Genomic DNA, 14,621 nt, shown 5'->3' on the forward strand with positions numbered 1-14,621 from the left:
GGTAAGATTCGGTTCGCAGTACGCGCACATTGGAGGAGAGACAAATGAGCAAGTTGGACATCGCGGTGTACGGCAGTTGCGTTGCTCGAGACGTCGTTCGTGTTGCATCTGAAAGTCTTGAGCTTCGCAGCTACTTTGCCCGGAGTTCTTGGATCTCATCAACGAATCCTGCGGTAGATATTCCTGGTGTAGAGTCCGCGCTGAGCAGTGCTTTTCAGCAAAGGATGCTAGAAAATGATTTCAGTTCCTCGGCGTTACGCCGCGCAGTGAACACAGAGAGTGATGTCCTTGTCCTAGATCTCGTAGATGAGAGACTGGGCGTCTATCCGGTAAACCGTGGGGGATACCTCACCTGGCTCAACGAATTGAACCACTCTGGATGGCTAAAGCGTGTTCCTCATGGCCCGTTGATTGAGTTCGGGACCGATGAACATTTCTCGCTCTTTAAATCGTCCGCGCAAATGGTGTCTTCCACCGTCGATCTAGAAAAGACTGTTCTTCTGCGATTCAACTTTGCAGAAGCTTCAAGGGAAGGCCAAGCAGTACCGGAGACAAAAGGCAAGCCGGCCAAGTGGTGGAACGAACAATACGCACGGTATTACGATGCAGCAGCTGATGAAGGCATAGCTGTTATCGAGGTTCCTTCTGAACTCTGTGTTTCCACGGAGCAGCATTTATGGGGAATAGCTCAATATCATTTTGTCAATGAGTTCTATGAATGGGTTTCCTTAGAGCTCGGGCGACGCTTTTCCAAAGATTCTTAGTATTAAGGGGACCGCGCAGGTACTTGACAAGGTTGTCGACTAGTCGTAAAAGCACATACAGGGCGGTGTGGTGAGTGGCCAAGGTTTACATTGTTGAACGCGGTCCATTATTGACAGCACTGCCTGATGTTTGGCAGCACGAGTGCTAGCAATACGGGCGCTCCCTGAATACGCAAAATTGCATGAAATCCTGGTCGAATGCATGATTTGCAGAAGCTTGGCGCATGCTCGCAGAAGCGTCGGACTCCGATCATCAAACGGTAGCGCCCCCTAAGGAAACTGCCAAATAACTCCATGTATTATCACGGATATGCGGATAGGATTCGAGTTACCTTTTGCCGGGGTGCCTGCCAGGCTGGCGCTGTTTGGAGACGGCGCATTCGAATATAAGGACTATATCATAAAATTTCAGTTTCCGGGGGTGACTCCTTCTGCAGATGTAGCGAGCGACCTCGGACTTTCGTTCTCCCCGGGGCTAAGGAGTCTATTCCTTTACAGTCCGGGAAGCGGGACGTCGACGCCGTCGACAACCAAGTTTTTTCCATTGCCCGAAGGGGCGGACCGTTTTTCTGTGCTTATTCAGCCGTGGTCAAAGAGGGATTCCTGCCCCAACATTGATCGAGTCGATCTTCAAGTTCGGGCACCCTGGTCCAACAACAATTGTCTCACCGTAGTAGGAGCGGAACCGCATGCATAGCAATGATTTCGCCGCATATGAAACAGGCGTGGATATTTCTGTTGTAATTGGATTCCGCGATTGGGGTTTGCGCCGCATTCGACTTGCGGTGGAAAGTATCCAAGCCTCGTTCGGCCGGTTCAACGGTGAGGTAATCATTTCTGATTACGGCTCTGAAAACCAGAAAGAAAATGAACTCCTGGCCGACAAACTTGGCGCCCGCTATGTGTACACACCGGACGTTGCGCAGTGGTCTCGGTCACGCGCACTGAACGCCGGTTTCGCCATCAGCACGGGCTCGCTCCTTGTTTCAACTGATGCAGACATGGTCTTCTCTCCGCAGTCGTTTGAGAGAATATTTGAGATAGCTCTGTCGCAACCGAAGGCGGCATACTTTTTGCAATGCCGGGACTTGCCTCAATCCATGAACGATGAGTGGGTAGAGGCCAACTCCGACGAGTGGCAGCAGATGGAACGAAACTCTCGGCTTCGACCGCGTTGGGGGATGGGCGGAATGATGGCAATTTCGCGCCAGGGCTTCTTTGAAATCCGCGGTTTTGATGAGCGGTTCCACACGTACGGGGGAGAGGACCTGGACTTCGCGCAGCGGGCCCGACGGGCAGGTTTTAAGACTGTTTGGATCAATGACTCAGCTGTACGCATGTACCACATGTGGCATCCGCCAACACGTCGAACCGTGGACCAAACTCCAGAGGGGCGCGCGGCAGTCGAGAACAACCGTGACATGCTGTACAACGACCGCTCCTTCGTCCGGAACTTTATACAGTGGGAACACAAGCCTGACGACGCTCCACCACTAGTTACTGTGGCGATTTGCACCCAAAATCGAGCAGAGTTGATTGGCGAGTCCATTCAGTCGGTCCTGTTCCAATCGATGCAGGATTTCGAAGTGGTCGTTGTTGATGACGGGGGATCCGACAACACCAGAGAAGTTGTTGAAAGCTTCGGTGATGACAGGGTTCGGTACGTGTGGCAGGAAAACGCGGGCATCGCTGCGGCACGAAATCATGCGGCACGGATCAGCCGGGGTCTATATACAGCGGTTCTCGACGATGACGACTTGATGCATCCAAGGCGCCTTGAGTGGCAAATTGGAAATCTCGAACCCGGAAACGTCGGCAATGTCGGTTCTTTTGTCAATTTTGACAACGAGTCGGGCGAGCTGGAGCTCATTGTGTCAAAGAAGCCGACCATTCAGAATGCGATGGAGAAGGGGACCGCTCCAGGGCACAGCACCTGGATGGTGAGGACAGACGTGGTCCGTCAGTTCCAATACAACGAATCATTGACCAGCGGCGTAGACAACGATTTGATGCTGCGAATGCTGCGATCTGGCGTCGCGCTGACTCATGTTGGGAAGCCGCTCACGCTGAGAAGGATGCACAGCAAGCAAGTTACCGTCTTAGACAGTGACCAGCAGCTTGCTAGCGCAGGATCAGCGCTCCGATTTATCCAGTGGCGTCTCAATCCCGGAGATTTGAGAAACATTGCTGAGAAGGCGAAGAAGCAGGGCGCTTACCCCCAAACTGCGCCTCGAGAGGAGATCGAGCGAGAGATCAGCCTCTTTCTCCCTGACCGACTTGCCAAGCGAAACTTGGCGTTGTCCGGTGACTTCGTAAACAGTGCTTCGACCGTACGCTGGCAGGGGGACTTCGTGCAGGCAAGTGTTAAGGTTGGCGCTGACGGCCCGCACGAGCTTCCGATTGCAGTCATTCAGAACGCTACCTTCCATGACATGGTTACCGCGCGGCGATGCGGCTTGGATTTTTCGGCGTCGCCAGCAGCACTTGATGACGAGTGCGTAGATATGAGACTTGGGCAATTGGCTTGGATGATCGAGGGTGCTTCAGTATCAGCCGCTGATCTAGACCTCAAGCCAGATTTTGTGTTGGCGAAGCGAGACGGAGATAGCGGAGCATCCAACGCAATCTGGGACGTACGAGTGTGTACGGAATCTGAGGCAAAAATGCTCCTTGAGGAAGACAAGACCTGGTTGATCTTCGGAAACGAGTTTTGGGGAGGCCAAATTGAAAATAACGAAGAGTAGGAATAGTTCCCATCAAATTGTTTACACGGCCGAGCTTTCGGAATACGACGCCGAGCCACCGACGAGAATGTGGATCCTCGACGGAGGACCGAATCGTATTAACCCCGAAATCGAAGCGATCGCACTCTATCTGATCTTCGGACCCTGGTGCGGCGGCGAGTTCATTTGCCCTCAGAAGATGGGGCCCAATACTGCGGCCGCGATTACGCGTCATTCACAGATGGATTTCTTTCCCGGGCCAATCGAGTACTATCCAAAGCCGCTCCCTACAGGGGCAACTGAGGTCACTGTCTCAGAGGAGTTCCCTCAGCCGGGAGTGAGGACTCTCAGTCTGATGTCTGCAGACAAATGGAATGGAGCGATGCGATCTACTAATTCGATGATTCTGAGCAGCAATTCTGAAGTGTTTCGTCTTGGTGATGATGACCCACGGCCAGTTTTGGCCCCAGCGGTACTAATGGCCGAGGAATTAAACGTGGGATCAATCGTATTGGCAAAGAGAGTGGGCGCAGCACGGCCTGAAGTGATTCAGCTTTGTTCTGAAGTACGTCTATTGGTAGCTGCCGAATCGTAGTGGGTAATGTAGTTCTCACTAACATTCGACCACGAAAACCTCAGTTATGAGGTTTGCAATTGAGACTCTACTGGCTATAGCGGTCACGACGCTGTGCCTTGCTGAACTAAAATGTCGACCGGAGTTTCTTGGTAGCAGAACAACCGATTTGAGGAAAATAACGAATGAGGCGCGACTCCTGTCATCATACGTTTCTGCCATATCAGTCTTAGTTGATAAAGTCGTAGAGTTTGTGACGGCACAGAGTCTCGCAGTATTGGAGAGAGCGGAATTGGGTAAAATGGCTCGCGCTTCCAAATAGACTTTGTACTCCGCTGCGGATCCAATCGAGAGGAACCATGAACTTTCACATTCTGACGATGTCAAGAGGCGACGAATTCAGGTTTGAGGATTGGATTCTTTATCATCAGCGATTGGGTTTTGAGCATTTCCATATCCTGCTCGATAACCCCAATGACAATAGTAAAGCCGAGCTTGATCGCATTCAGGCTGAACATGGTGTTGAACTCGATGTCTCGGTACTTGAACCAGATGGGCCATACTTCGATGGCTTAGACAATGAGGAGCGACTCCGACGAATCAAATCTTGGAAACTCGAACACAAAGACTACATTGCCAGGACCGGATACCCGATTGTCGATCCTCTTTCCGATCGACAATACAAGACCTTGCCTAAGGCGCTCGCAACGCTGAAAGAATCGTATCCGGAGGATTGGGTCGCGATAATTGATGTTGACGAGTACATTGCCGTTCCCGGCTCCGCCTCATTAGAAACTCTAATTTCTAAATCTGCGAGACCGAGACTTCGTTTGCTCAACTTTAACTTTGATATGAGTAATTGGGTCCCTGGTGAAAATGTACGTAGTCGCACACGGCGTTGGGCCCGCAAAGATATTGAAGCCTACGGAAAGGGCTGGGATCAGAGGGTAAAGTCCATCGTAAAACTATCGCACGCGTTGCCGATGGTTTCGGTCCATGCGGTTTCAGCTGGACCATTTGAAGTGCTTGACCCCCGCGTAGCGCGACTTCACCACTACAAATTCCCGAATCAGAAAATTTCCTTGGAGTACGCGGTAGATGACCGTTGCATTGAGAAGCTTGAACCAAGTCGAACTAGTAGTAGTCGCTCGGGGAAATTGACGCAGTCTCCTGTGGTACGTTCGGGTGCCCCTGGGCATGCCAAACTAGAAAATTTGCGTGGTGCTCCCGAATTCCGTCGACTGGCGATTGCAATCAAGAAAATCGCGAAAGGCGAAGGGGTTGTCTTTTCACCTTCCAAAGGAAATTGGGGCGACGGGTTAATAAATTTTGGCACGAGACAGTTCTTCGACTTTTTTGGAATTCGTTATGAGGAGTTGAATAAATCCGAGTTCGATGATGATTTGCGGCTTGGAAAATTTTCCGGGAAGGTCGTAGTCTTAGGCGGCGGAGGAGCATGGTCGCGGAACTTTAGTGGTGCGCGAAAGTTCGCAGCTTTGCTTGCAGACGAAGCACGTGCTGTTATTGTTTTGCCCACAACCTATGACCTGGGTGAAGTGTCAGCGCCCAATGTTCAGTACTTTGCACGTGACAAGTTCACGAGTCTTGAGCGAGTGCCATCGGCAACGTTTTGTCACGACATGGCGTTCTTTACCGACTTGCCCGTGGTAGAGCCTCAAAATCGCGTTTGGCGGCTTTTCGCGATGAGAGAGGACCGCGAAGGGCAGGGACTGTCGGAAAAAGTTCCGAATAATTTTGATTTGAGCAAGCTTGGGGACGGTGACTACCGTTTTGTCGACCCGTTCTTCAACTTGGCAAATAACTTTAGCGTACTAGCCACGGACAGGCTACATGTTGCGATAGCGGGGGCGATGCTTGGCCGAGAGGTAAGGTTGGTTCCGGGAAATTACGCAAAGAGCGTGGATGTGTTCAAGTCATCCATACAGCCGAACTATCCGAAAGTTCGAATAAGTTCGACCGGCGAGATTTTGAAATGGGTTGGTGGGAAATAGCGCTTGAGGGGCGGAGATCTATCGCTTCATTACTCCCGATGGCGGGAAGGGTGAACCACTAATGGCTCCTCCAACTGGGCTCGAACCAGTGACCCTTCGATTAACAGTCGAATGCTCTGCCAACTGAGCTATGGAGGAATGCGTGCGCCTTAGCTTACGTGGCGGATCCTGAGATCAAAAATTGGTGGCGCCAAAAAATCAGCAGGCCGACAGAAGAGCGAGGCAGCCGCCAAGGTATAGTTTCCTACGCGTAACACGCTGGAGGGGCTATAGCTCAGTCGGTTAGAGCCGCGGACTCATAATCCGCTGGTCGCGGGTTCGAGCCCCGCTGGCCCCACACATAGCCGGTGGCCGGAACCATGATTGGTCCGGCCACCGGCGTTTTGGCGTCAGCCCCGGTTTAGAACCCGGGGAAGAGGACCCGGTTCGTCTTGCCTGCTTGGATCAGGGCCATCTTGATGGTGTCAAAGACGAAGAGGTCTCCACCCGGTGCCGCGAAGACGGTGGCGCCGCCGCCGTTACGGACAGACATCGGGCTGAGCTTCTCCGGAGGCTGGGTGAAGCCCTGGTTCCAACAAAGCTCGCCGACCCAGCCCTTTTCCACCTTGATGGCTGGAATGAGCTGCTTCGGTGGATTGCACTCCGGGTGAGCGGGGCGCGCGGCGTCGGAAACACACAGGGTGGTGTGGGAGGTGGGGTAGTCGTAGATCTCGCAGCGGACATCGCCGCCTTGGTTCGAGTAGGTGTGCGTGGAGGCTTGGGCGGCGGGTGCGGCGAAGACCGCGGCGGCGAGGGTGGCGGCGCTGATGGCGAGGGCCGCGTGTGTACGGGTTTTCATGGCTTGCTCCTAGTGCGTCGGCAGGTCGTGCGGATGTATGGCATGTGTCACTGAGGGTAGTGATGAGTGAGGGAGCTGGCAAGCGTCGATAAGCGAGACGACCCGGGCAACGTGAAATCCCCGCACTCCGTCTGAACTGCTTTTCTAACTGGGCTCGAAGCAGTGACCCTTGGATTGCTACCTAAGACGCACGCTGAGTCCCTGTTGCGGAAGAATCGCGGGGATGGAGATCACTGACGGCGACCTCATGGAGCCCTGCGGCTGGGTACGAGCTTCGATGAGGTTCCATCAACGGGGGTGGACTCCAGCACCCTTCCCCGAAAGCTCCAAGGCGTAGGAGAGTTAGCGTTTTTGGTGTCAAGAAAAGCTGCCATCTTCTCCCCTCATCTGGAGAGCAGCCCTTGCACATTTGCGAGAGCATCACAGCCCCGACCGGCCGTTGGGGCGAAGAGCCAGAAGTAGAATTTCATGCTCTGGAGCTCCCCAATGCCGGCGGAGCTGCAAACCTTGTCTTGCCTCCGATTAGGCAAGGTCGTTCACGAGGCGCTCTGCGAGCTTCTGCGACGAAGCCGGGTTCTGCCCGGTGTAGAGGTTGCCGTCAACGGCGACGTAGGGCGCGCCCGCCTCGGGTGCCTTGGTGTACTCCGCTCCCAGGGCCACGAGACGGTCCTCGAGCAGCCACGGCGCCTTCTCGGCGAGCCCAGCGGCGCGTTCTTCATCATTGGAGAAACCCGTCATCGTCCGCCCGGAGAACGGGGAGCCACCCTGCGCATTCTCGGTTGCGAGGACAGCGGCCGGAGCGTGGCAAAGAAGGGCCACTGGCGCGTTGTTTGCCATGCGCTCGGTGAGGATGCGGGCGGACGTCTCGTTGACCGCGAGGTCTTCCATCGGTCCATGCCCGCCGGGGTAGAAGACGAGGTCGTAGTCCGCGGACTCGACGTCGTCCAGGTTGAGAGGCTTCGCCAGCACCGGTTCCAGTTCCTCAAGCTTCGCCTTGACTGTCGCCAGGGTGTCTGCGTCGCCCGCGCTGTCATCCAGGCTTACCTTGTCAACGGTCGGAGCGACCCCGCCCGGCGTTGCCACGTCTACGTCCCAGCGCGCTTCGGCGAAGACCGAGTACGGAGTCACCAGTTCTTCGGCCCAGAAGCCGGTGGGGTGAAGCGTGCCGTCGTTAAGCGTCCAGTGCTCCGCTGCTGAAACGATCATAAGTACCTTGGTCATGGTGTCCTCCTAAAATTTGACGATCATTTTGCCGGTGTTGCCGCCCTCGAACAGCTCGAGGAACGCGTTCGGCATGGTGTCGATGCCTTCGCGCACCGTGGTCTCGTAGCCAATTGATCCATCGACCACGAGTGGTGCGATCTTCTCCTGAAACTCCTCGGCAAGGTGCGCGTACTGGCCAACCACGAACCCGCGCAGCGTCAGGCACTTACCGATGGACAGCCCCAGATTTCGCGGCCCCGGTGCCGGCTCAGTGTCGTTGTACTGCGCGATTGCCCCGCACATCGCGATGCGGCCAAACGTATTCGCGTTCGCGATCGCGGCCTCGAGGTGGTCACCGCCGACGTTGTCGAAATAGACGTCGACGCCCTCGGGTGCCGCCTTGGCCAGCTGGCCTTTGACGTCGCCGTCCTTGTAGTTGAACGCTGCATCGAAGCCGAGGTCGGTGATGTAGTCGATCTTTTCCGCGGAACCCGCAGACCCGATCACCTTCGCTGCGCCCAGGTGCTTCGCAATTTGGCCTGCCGCGGAGCCCACAGCGCCTGCCGCGCCTGAGATGAACACGACATCGCCCTGCTTCATCTCGCCGACCGCCGTCAGCCCCACGTACGCGGTCAACCCAGTCAGGCCGAGGATGCCCAGATACGCCTCGGCCGGGGCGATGCTGGTGTCAATGTGTTCCGCCTGGTCCTCGTGCAACACAGCGTGGGTGCGCCACCCAGCAAAGTGCCGGACCGTGTCGCCCACCTTGAACTTTTCAGAGCGGGACTCTGTCACGGTGCCGACCGCAGTGCCGGTCAGCGGCTGGTCGACCTGAAACGGCTCGATGTAGGACTTCGTGTCGTTCATCCGGCCGCGCATGTAGGGGTCGACGCTGGCGAAGGTGTTCTCCACAAGGATCTGGCCATCGGCAAGCTGCGGCAGCTCTACCTCTTCGAGTCGGAAGTTCTCGCTGCTCGGCGCACCCTTGGGGCGCGAGGCGAGAACCCATTGCTTGGCTGTAGTCAACGCATTCCTCCTTCGTGGTTATGTCACCTGAGTAACCGTAGGAACGCAGTGCGGGCCCTCGTTATTCCTTGCGCGCGGACCTCGCGGACCAAACACGAAACCCCGCACTCCGTGGGGAGTGCGGGGCCTTGCAAGTACTGCTCCTCCAACTGGGCTCGAACCAGTGACCCTTCGATTAACAGTCGAATGCTCTGCCAACTGAGCTATGGAGGAATATTTTCTTTGTTGCTCTGTGCAACGGTTAATCATTTTGGCGCATATCCGGCGAAAAACAAAATCGCCAGTTCAGAGGGGGTAAATCGCGCATAAGGCACGCGCAAGTGTTAGTGTTTGATTCATGAATTCACGCATCATCGCCGCCGCTACCGCGCTCACGGTGGCCACCGCTTCGCTCACCGCCGCACCCGCCCACGCCGCGAATGGGGACACCGTCAATCTGGGCGGCAGGCCCGTGGTCCGCCAGGACGCGTCCGAGATTGTGGACAGCATGAGCTCGGTGAAGAACAACTACGAAAAGGCTGCGGGCTCCAGCCTGGACGACCTGGTCGCGGGCAGGGGTGGCTCCTCCGAGGAGGGCAAGTCCACCACCACGCAGGTGGTCATCTCCGTGCTGTTCGCACTGGGCGCGGTCGCGGCGACCGGCTACTACATGGTGCAGGAGGGCATGATCCCCAACCCGCTGCCGGGCGTGCTGCCCTCGCCGCAGCCGAAGCAGGACAATGACAAGGACGACTCGCGCCACCTCGACGACGGCGCAGCCTCGCTCAAGGGCCGCGTCTAGTTGCCCCACGTAGGGTGGGCCCATGCGATTTATTGATCACGATGACGTCTTCAGCACGGTGTCGCCGGCGGAGGCCGTCGAGAAGCTGCGCCAGACCCTCGCCGCGGGTTTCGACCCCGCCACGGACCCGCTCCGCACCAAGGTGCCGCTCCCGCACGGGGAGATGCACCTCATGCCGTCGGCGGCCGGCACCGCGGTGGGTGTGAAGATCCTGGGCATTCAGCCCGCGGGCTCCACGGTGGACGTCCCGCTCGTGCAGGGGTCCTACCTGCTCATGGGCTCCGAGACGCTGACCCCGCACATGCTTATCGACGCCACCGCGCTCACCACCCTCCGCACCCCCGCAGCCTCAATAGCCGGGGTGCTGGACCGACTCACGGCCTCGAACGAACCGTTGGACGTGGCCATCTTCGGCACCGGGGCGCAGGGCCTCGGCCACGCCGCCACCCTGGAAAGCGTCCTGGACGGGGTGCGCGAGCCGCGCATCACCTTCATCTCGCGCACGGAGCCCGCAGACCTGGCCTACCCCTGGGCCGCCTCCGGCTCCGCGGCGGCGCAGGATGCGGTCGCCCGCGCGGGCCTGGTCATCACGGCGACCACGTCGCCTGAACCCATCGTCACGGGCGCGGCGCTTCGCGATGACGCCACCGTCCTCGCCGTCGGCGCCCACACCGCGGACACCCGCGAGCTGGCCGCGGACGTCTTCACCGGCGCCCAGGTGATCGTGGAGGACCCGACCGTGGCCTACCGCGAGGGCGGCGACGTGGTGCTCGCCACCGAGGAAGGCACCGTGCGCCGCGAGGACCTCATCACGATGGCCCAGGTGGTGCGCGGCGAGGTCGCGCTCGACCCGGACCGCCGCGTGGTGTTCAAGACGGTGGGCATGCCGTGGCAGGACCTCGCCACCGCCCAGGCCGTCGCGCAGGCGGCCGAAAACCCGTTAGAGTAGTGGGCATGAAGAACACGCTGCTTTCCCTCGGCGTCGCCTCCGCCGTCGCCGTCACCGCCGTTTGCCCCGCCTACGCCGCCGAACCGGCCCAGGAGTCTTCGTCGCTGAGCCCCGGCGCCATCGCCGGCATCAGCCTGGGCGTGCTGGCGCTCGTCGGCGCCGGCAGCTACTTCGCCGTCTCGCAGGGGCTTATCGACGTCCCCGGTTTGGAAATCCCGGAGGTTCCGGGGCTTGGCGAGCTCGCCGCGCTGGCGGGCGCCGCCGGCATTGCCATCCCGGCGCTCGGCGCCGGCGCGGCTAAGGGCGGCGACGCGAAGGCCGCGTCCTGTCAGCCGGGCGCGTTTGATCAGCTCGTCCCCGGGTGGCCCAACCACACCGGCACGAACGTGGACTACTGCGACGGCAAGTGGGCGGTTGCGGGCGCGAACCAGACCGACTGGATCGTCGCCTTCCGCGCTGACGGCGAGCAGTGGCACGTGGTCGAGCCCGACGGCAAGACGGAGACCAGCTTCAAGTGCTACAACACCGGCCGCCTGCGCGAGCAGGGCGCGCCGCAGGAGTTCACCGACAAGCTGCTCACCTGCGCGGCGTAGCTGTTACTGGCGCAGCGCCCGGGCCGCGATCGCGAGCTTGCGGTGATTGGGTACGCGCACGCGGGTGGTGCGCAGCTGGGCCGGAGGGGTCGCCTCGATGCGGTCGGTGAGGTCCTCGAAGAGGGCGGTGGCGACCTTCACCGCCGGGCGGACCCGGGCCGGTAGATTGGGGATCTGCTCCTTGGCCTGGGCGAGTTCGGTGCGGATTTGGGCTATGAAGGGGTGGGTGGGGGCGTCGATAAGCGAGTGCTCGGTGTAGCTGCGGCCGAGGGCTGAGTCCTCGGCGGTATCGCGCAGGAAGTTGATCTTTTGAAACGCGGAGCCGAGCGCGCGGGCGCCGTCGGCGAGGTCGGGGGTGAGCGCGGCCTCGTCGCCGCGGAAGAAAACGCGCAGGCAGAGAAGCCCGATGGCTTCGGCGGAGCCGTAGATGTAGTCGTCGAGCGGAAGGTCCGGCTGGTCGGGCAAGTCCGAGCGCATGGAGGCGAAGAAGGCGCGCAGCTCGGCCTCGGGGAAGCGGCACGCGCGGGCCGTGGCGGCAAAGGCGTGCAGGACGGGATCGGCGTGGAAGCGGTGCGCGGGCGCGTGGAGGACGGCGGCCTCGTAGGAGTCGAGTGCGGTTTCGGCGCACTCGTGGGCCTGGGCGGTGGTGCCGTCGACGATCTCGTCAGCGATCCGCACAACCGCGTACAGGTTGCGGATGTCCGTGCGCATGGGCTGCGGCAGGAGCCTGGTAGCCAGCGAGAAGCTGGTGGAGTAGTGGGCCATGACCTGCGCGGCTGCGCGGTCGCAGGCGGCATCGTAGGTGTCGAGGTAGCGGCCGGTCATGGTGTATAAGCGTAGTTTGCTGGTGCGGGTTCGGCGTGTGTGGGTAGCATCGGTCGCATGATTATTCCGCTTGGATGGCCGCGGCCACGCGCGTTGGCGGGAGGGCTGCTCGCGCTAGGCGTGGTGATGCTGCTCAGCGCCCGGGAGCTGCCGGATTGGCGAGCACTCACGTTCCTGGGCCTGGCGCTGGCGGTGCCGAGCGCGGTCTGGCTCGCTGCGGATGTGTGGTTTGCGCGGCCGCGCGGGGTGCTGTGGTGGGTGCTCGTCGCGGTTGCCGTTGCCGTGGGTGTGTGGGGGATTGCGCTGTTTCCGGAGCGGTGAGTTTGCGGCTCGCTACAGTGAGATGTGTCATTGTTTCCCGCTGTACAAAGGGGTTTGAGTCAAAGTGAATCGTGTGGTGGTAGCGCTCGGCGCGGCGTGCGTGCTAGTGCTTTCGGGATGTTCGGGTGCTGGGACCGGACCGGGGGAGGCGGAGTCGACGACGGTGACGTCGACAACCTCCGTGCCGGAGTTCGCGGCGGTTGGAGATACCCTGCCCGTTGGCTGCGACGGTGGGGAGTGCCAGGGCAGCCTCGAGGTTGAGGAGATCCTGCTTGGCGGGCAGTGTGTGGCTGGCGGGGACGCCGCCGTGGCTGAGGGCGAGACACTCGTGCAGGTGCGTGGCGTGCTCACCGCTGAAGACGGGGAGGTTAGCCTGGACGCGCCGGTGGTGTGGGACAAGGAGAACTTCAAGAACACGGGCAAGCCTGTGGATGCGTGCGAGAAGCCATCGGGGTACGAGCCGTGGTCGACTGGCGCGTCGGCTGGAGAGAAGGTTCGTGTGTACGGGGCGTATGCGGTCCCGGAGGCTGCGGTGGCGCTGGGAATCGCGGATGCGAAGTTTGACCTAGCGGAAGTGGGAAAGGGCGGTGCTACCCCAGCCCCCGCGGCGACGCAGGCTACTGGGTCGGCGGACGCGCCTGCATCGGAGGCTTCCGCCACTGTGGTGACCGAGCAGACCCTCCCGCCGGCCGAGGCTGAGCCCGCTGAACCCGTCATCGGCTTTACGGAGGCGCCGGGCAACGAGGCGCCCCACGTGATAGACAAGCAGATTGCCTCGTGCGGCGACCCGAGCATCCACGAAACCGGGACCACGTTTTTCACCGACGGGACGAGCGGCTGGACGCAGCAGTGCGCGTCGCAAATGTGGCCCGCGCAGGAAGCGATGAACGCGGAGCAGGAGGCAGGTACGGATGGCGATGGGCCGGTCGGTGAGGGCGTGGGCGCTGACGACTGGGAGTAACCGGGCTAGACGTACGAAAGAGCGGTCCGAGATCGAAATCTAGGACCGCTCCATGAAGCTCAGACGAGTGAGCCGAACTACTTCAGTACCGGGGAAAGTGCTGCGAGGCCGTTGGCCGCTACACCTTTGTTCTCGTTGCGGTTGTTCACAGCTTCAAAGTAGATATGAACTCGACCGCCGCCGCGGACGTCGATCTTCTGTGACTTTTTCTGACCTTGCTTGATGTAAACCTTGCCACGTTCACCCCCGTCGAGGGTGACTGTGACGATTCCTACACCGCCGGAGTTAGGAACAGTGTCCGACCACGCAGCGGTGAAATTCAGGCTTTCGTATCCTGCTGGCACGATGAACTGCTGGTAGCTCGAGCGTGCTTTATTATCGGTCGAGATCAGAGATTTCGCATAGTCCTTACCGTTCACCGTGACGGACACGTTCGATTTGAGCTCACGCGGGTCAAACTTCTCTTGGTCGACCAGGTAGTTGCTGGAAGAAGTCTCCGGCTTCGAGAACCCACCCTTCGAGTCGGTCGGGCGGCTGTTGCTCGTACCGCCGTTGCCGCCAAGTGCGTTGCTGCTGGAGCCGTCTTCCAGGCTTGGGACGAGGACACCGATAGCTGTTGCGATCGCAACGATTGCGCCGACGATGGCGGGGACGAGCTGCTGGACGTCGTTGAGCATCCGGGTGAGTTCACGAGCGTTTGGCACGGGAAGTCTTCCTTTCGTAGCAGAGGGGGAAGCAATGACGTGTTTATGAAAGCACGTTTCTCCAGTGTGTGCACAGTGAAATCGGATAATTTTTTCAAGCTTGGGGTCCCGCACGCACCCTGGTGGGTAGCCCGGCCACTGGGGCAGTGCCTTTCCTGTCGTCCCGCGTATAGATACCGATACTAAGAACCCGAAGACGCTGCTCAGGAGCGTGTTGTCGGTATCTTACTAACGGTATCTGCGGAACGGTCGGCCAAACCCGCATGTCCCGGCGGGTCCCCCAGTCAAGACCCGAACCCAAAACGCCTACCTCGCAAAATCGATACAAAAACGTGTTACTGTGAGCG

The 14,621-nt window shown here is 59.2% G+C and carries 13 protein-coding genes and 3 tRNA genes; 9 read left to right on the top strand and 7 right to left on the bottom strand.

Features of this window, described 5'->3' with window-relative positions; translation table 11 throughout:
• Positions 1–44 precede the first annotated feature (44 nt).
• The 3 genes from CKJ84_RS12075 to CKJ84_RS08060 all read left to right on the top strand — a co-directional run bounded on the left by CKJ84_RS12075 (position 45) and on the right by CKJ84_RS08060 (position 6,073).
• Positions 45–764 (top strand): DUF6270 domain-containing protein, encoded by a 720-nt coding sequence (locus CKJ84_RS12075; protein ID WP_143340341.1) that lies wholly within the window; start codon positions 45–47, stop codon positions 762–764.
• 689 nt (positions 765–1,453) lie between these two features.
• Entirely contained in the window at positions 1,454–3,508 is a 2,055-nt protein-coding gene (locus CKJ84_RS08055; protein ID WP_095546573.1) for a glycosyltransferase, read from the top strand.
• 912 nt (positions 3,509–4,420) lie between these two features.
• Positions 4,421–6,073: a glycosyltransferase family 2 protein gene (locus CKJ84_RS08060; protein WP_095546574.1), complete on the top strand. Its 1,653-nt coding sequence runs from the start codon at positions 4,421–4,423 to the stop codon at positions 6,071–6,073.
• Between the two features lie 62 nt (positions 6,074–6,135).
• On the opposite strand, the gene CKJ84_RS08065 is transcribed toward CKJ84_RS08060, so the two are convergent.
• Positions 6,136–6,211: transfer RNA gene (locus CKJ84_RS08065), tRNA-Asn, on the bottom strand.
• A 125-nt stretch (positions 6,212–6,336) separates the two neighbouring features.
• On the opposite strand from CKJ84_RS08065, the gene CKJ84_RS08070 reads away from it, so the two are divergent.
• Positions 6,337–6,410 (top strand) — tRNA-Ile (locus tag CKJ84_RS08070).
• 63 nt (positions 6,411–6,473) lie between these two features.
• On the opposite strand, the gene CKJ84_RS08075 is transcribed toward CKJ84_RS08070, so the two are convergent.
• The 4 genes from CKJ84_RS08075 to CKJ84_RS08090 all read right to left on the bottom strand — a co-directional run bounded on the left by CKJ84_RS08075 (position 6,474) and on the right by CKJ84_RS08090 (position 9,353).
• The gene (locus tag CKJ84_RS08075; RefSeq protein ID WP_095546575.1) at positions 6,474–6,911 is read right to left on the bottom strand and encodes a hypothetical protein; all 438 of its coding nucleotides are present in this window, start codon (positions 6,909–6,911) and stop codon (positions 6,474–6,476) included.
• 522 nt (positions 6,912–7,433) lie between these two features.
• The gene (locus CKJ84_RS08080) at positions 7,434–8,132 is read right to left on the bottom strand and encodes a type 1 glutamine amidotransferase domain-containing protein (RefSeq protein WP_095546576.1); all 699 of its coding nucleotides are present in this window, start codon (positions 8,130–8,132) and stop codon (positions 7,434–7,436) included.
• Positions 8,133–8,141: 9 nt separating this feature from the next.
• Positions 8,142–9,140, bottom strand: coding sequence for an NADP-dependent oxidoreductase (locus tag CKJ84_RS08085; protein WP_095546577.1), 999 nt, complete (start codon positions 9,138–9,140; stop codon positions 8,142–8,144).
• Between the two features lie 140 nt (positions 9,141–9,280).
• A tRNA-Asn gene (locus tag CKJ84_RS08090) sits at positions 9,281–9,353 on the bottom strand.
• A gap of 124 nt (positions 9,354–9,477) precedes the next feature.
• Between CKJ84_RS08090 and CKJ84_RS08095 the strand changes: the two genes are divergently transcribed.
• From CKJ84_RS08095 to CKJ84_RS08105, 3 genes are read left to right on the top strand one after another with little or no spacing between them, the layout of a single operon-like run.
• Positions 9,478–9,921 carry a hypothetical protein gene (locus tag CKJ84_RS08095; RefSeq protein ID WP_095546578.1) on the top strand — a complete coding sequence of 148 codons (444 nt, stop codon included), beginning with the start codon at positions 9,478–9,480 and terminating at the stop codon, positions 9,919–9,921.
• A gap of 22 nt (positions 9,922–9,943) precedes the next feature.
• The gene (locus CKJ84_RS08100) at positions 9,944–10,870 is read left to right on the top strand and encodes an ornithine cyclodeaminase family protein (RefSeq protein WP_095546579.1); all 927 of its coding nucleotides are present in this window, start codon (positions 9,944–9,946) and stop codon (positions 10,868–10,870) included.
• Positions 10,871–10,875: 5 nt separating this feature from the next.
• On the top strand, positions 10,876–11,463 hold the full coding sequence (locus CKJ84_RS08105) for a hypothetical protein (protein ID WP_143340342.1): 588 nt from the start codon (positions 10,876–10,878) through the stop codon (positions 11,461–11,463).
• 3 nt (positions 11,464–11,466) lie between these two features.
• Here CKJ84_RS08105 and CKJ84_RS08110 read toward each other — a convergent pair whose 3' ends face one another.
• On the bottom strand, positions 11,467–12,288 hold the full coding sequence (locus tag CKJ84_RS08110) for a phytoene/squalene synthase family protein (RefSeq protein WP_095546581.1): 822 nt from the start codon (positions 12,286–12,288) through the stop codon (positions 11,467–11,469).
• A 57-nt stretch (positions 12,289–12,345) separates the two neighbouring features.
• Between CKJ84_RS08110 and CKJ84_RS08115 the strand changes: the two genes are divergently transcribed.
• A complete protein-coding gene (locus tag CKJ84_RS08115; RefSeq protein WP_133064915.1) occupies positions 12,346–12,609 on the top strand; it encodes a hypothetical protein in 264 nt (87 codons plus the stop codon).
• Positions 12,610–12,682: 73 nt separating this feature from the next.
• Complete coding sequence (locus CKJ84_RS08120) at positions 12,683–13,570, top strand: hypothetical protein (protein ID WP_095546583.1); 888 nt, start codon at positions 12,683–12,685, stop codon at positions 13,568–13,570.
• 77 nt (positions 13,571–13,647) lie between these two features.
• On the opposite strand, the gene CKJ84_RS08125 is transcribed toward CKJ84_RS08120, so the two are convergent.
• Entirely contained in the window at positions 13,648–14,274 is a 627-nt protein-coding gene (locus CKJ84_RS08125) for a hypothetical protein (RefSeq protein ID WP_095546584.1), read from the bottom strand.
• Positions 14,275–14,621 lie beyond the last annotated feature (347 nt).

The organism is Corynebacterium sp. NML 120412 (assembly GCF_002285155.1).
Lineage (GTDB): Bacteria > Actinomycetota > Actinomycetes > Mycobacteriales > Mycobacteriaceae > Corynebacterium > Corynebacterium gottingense.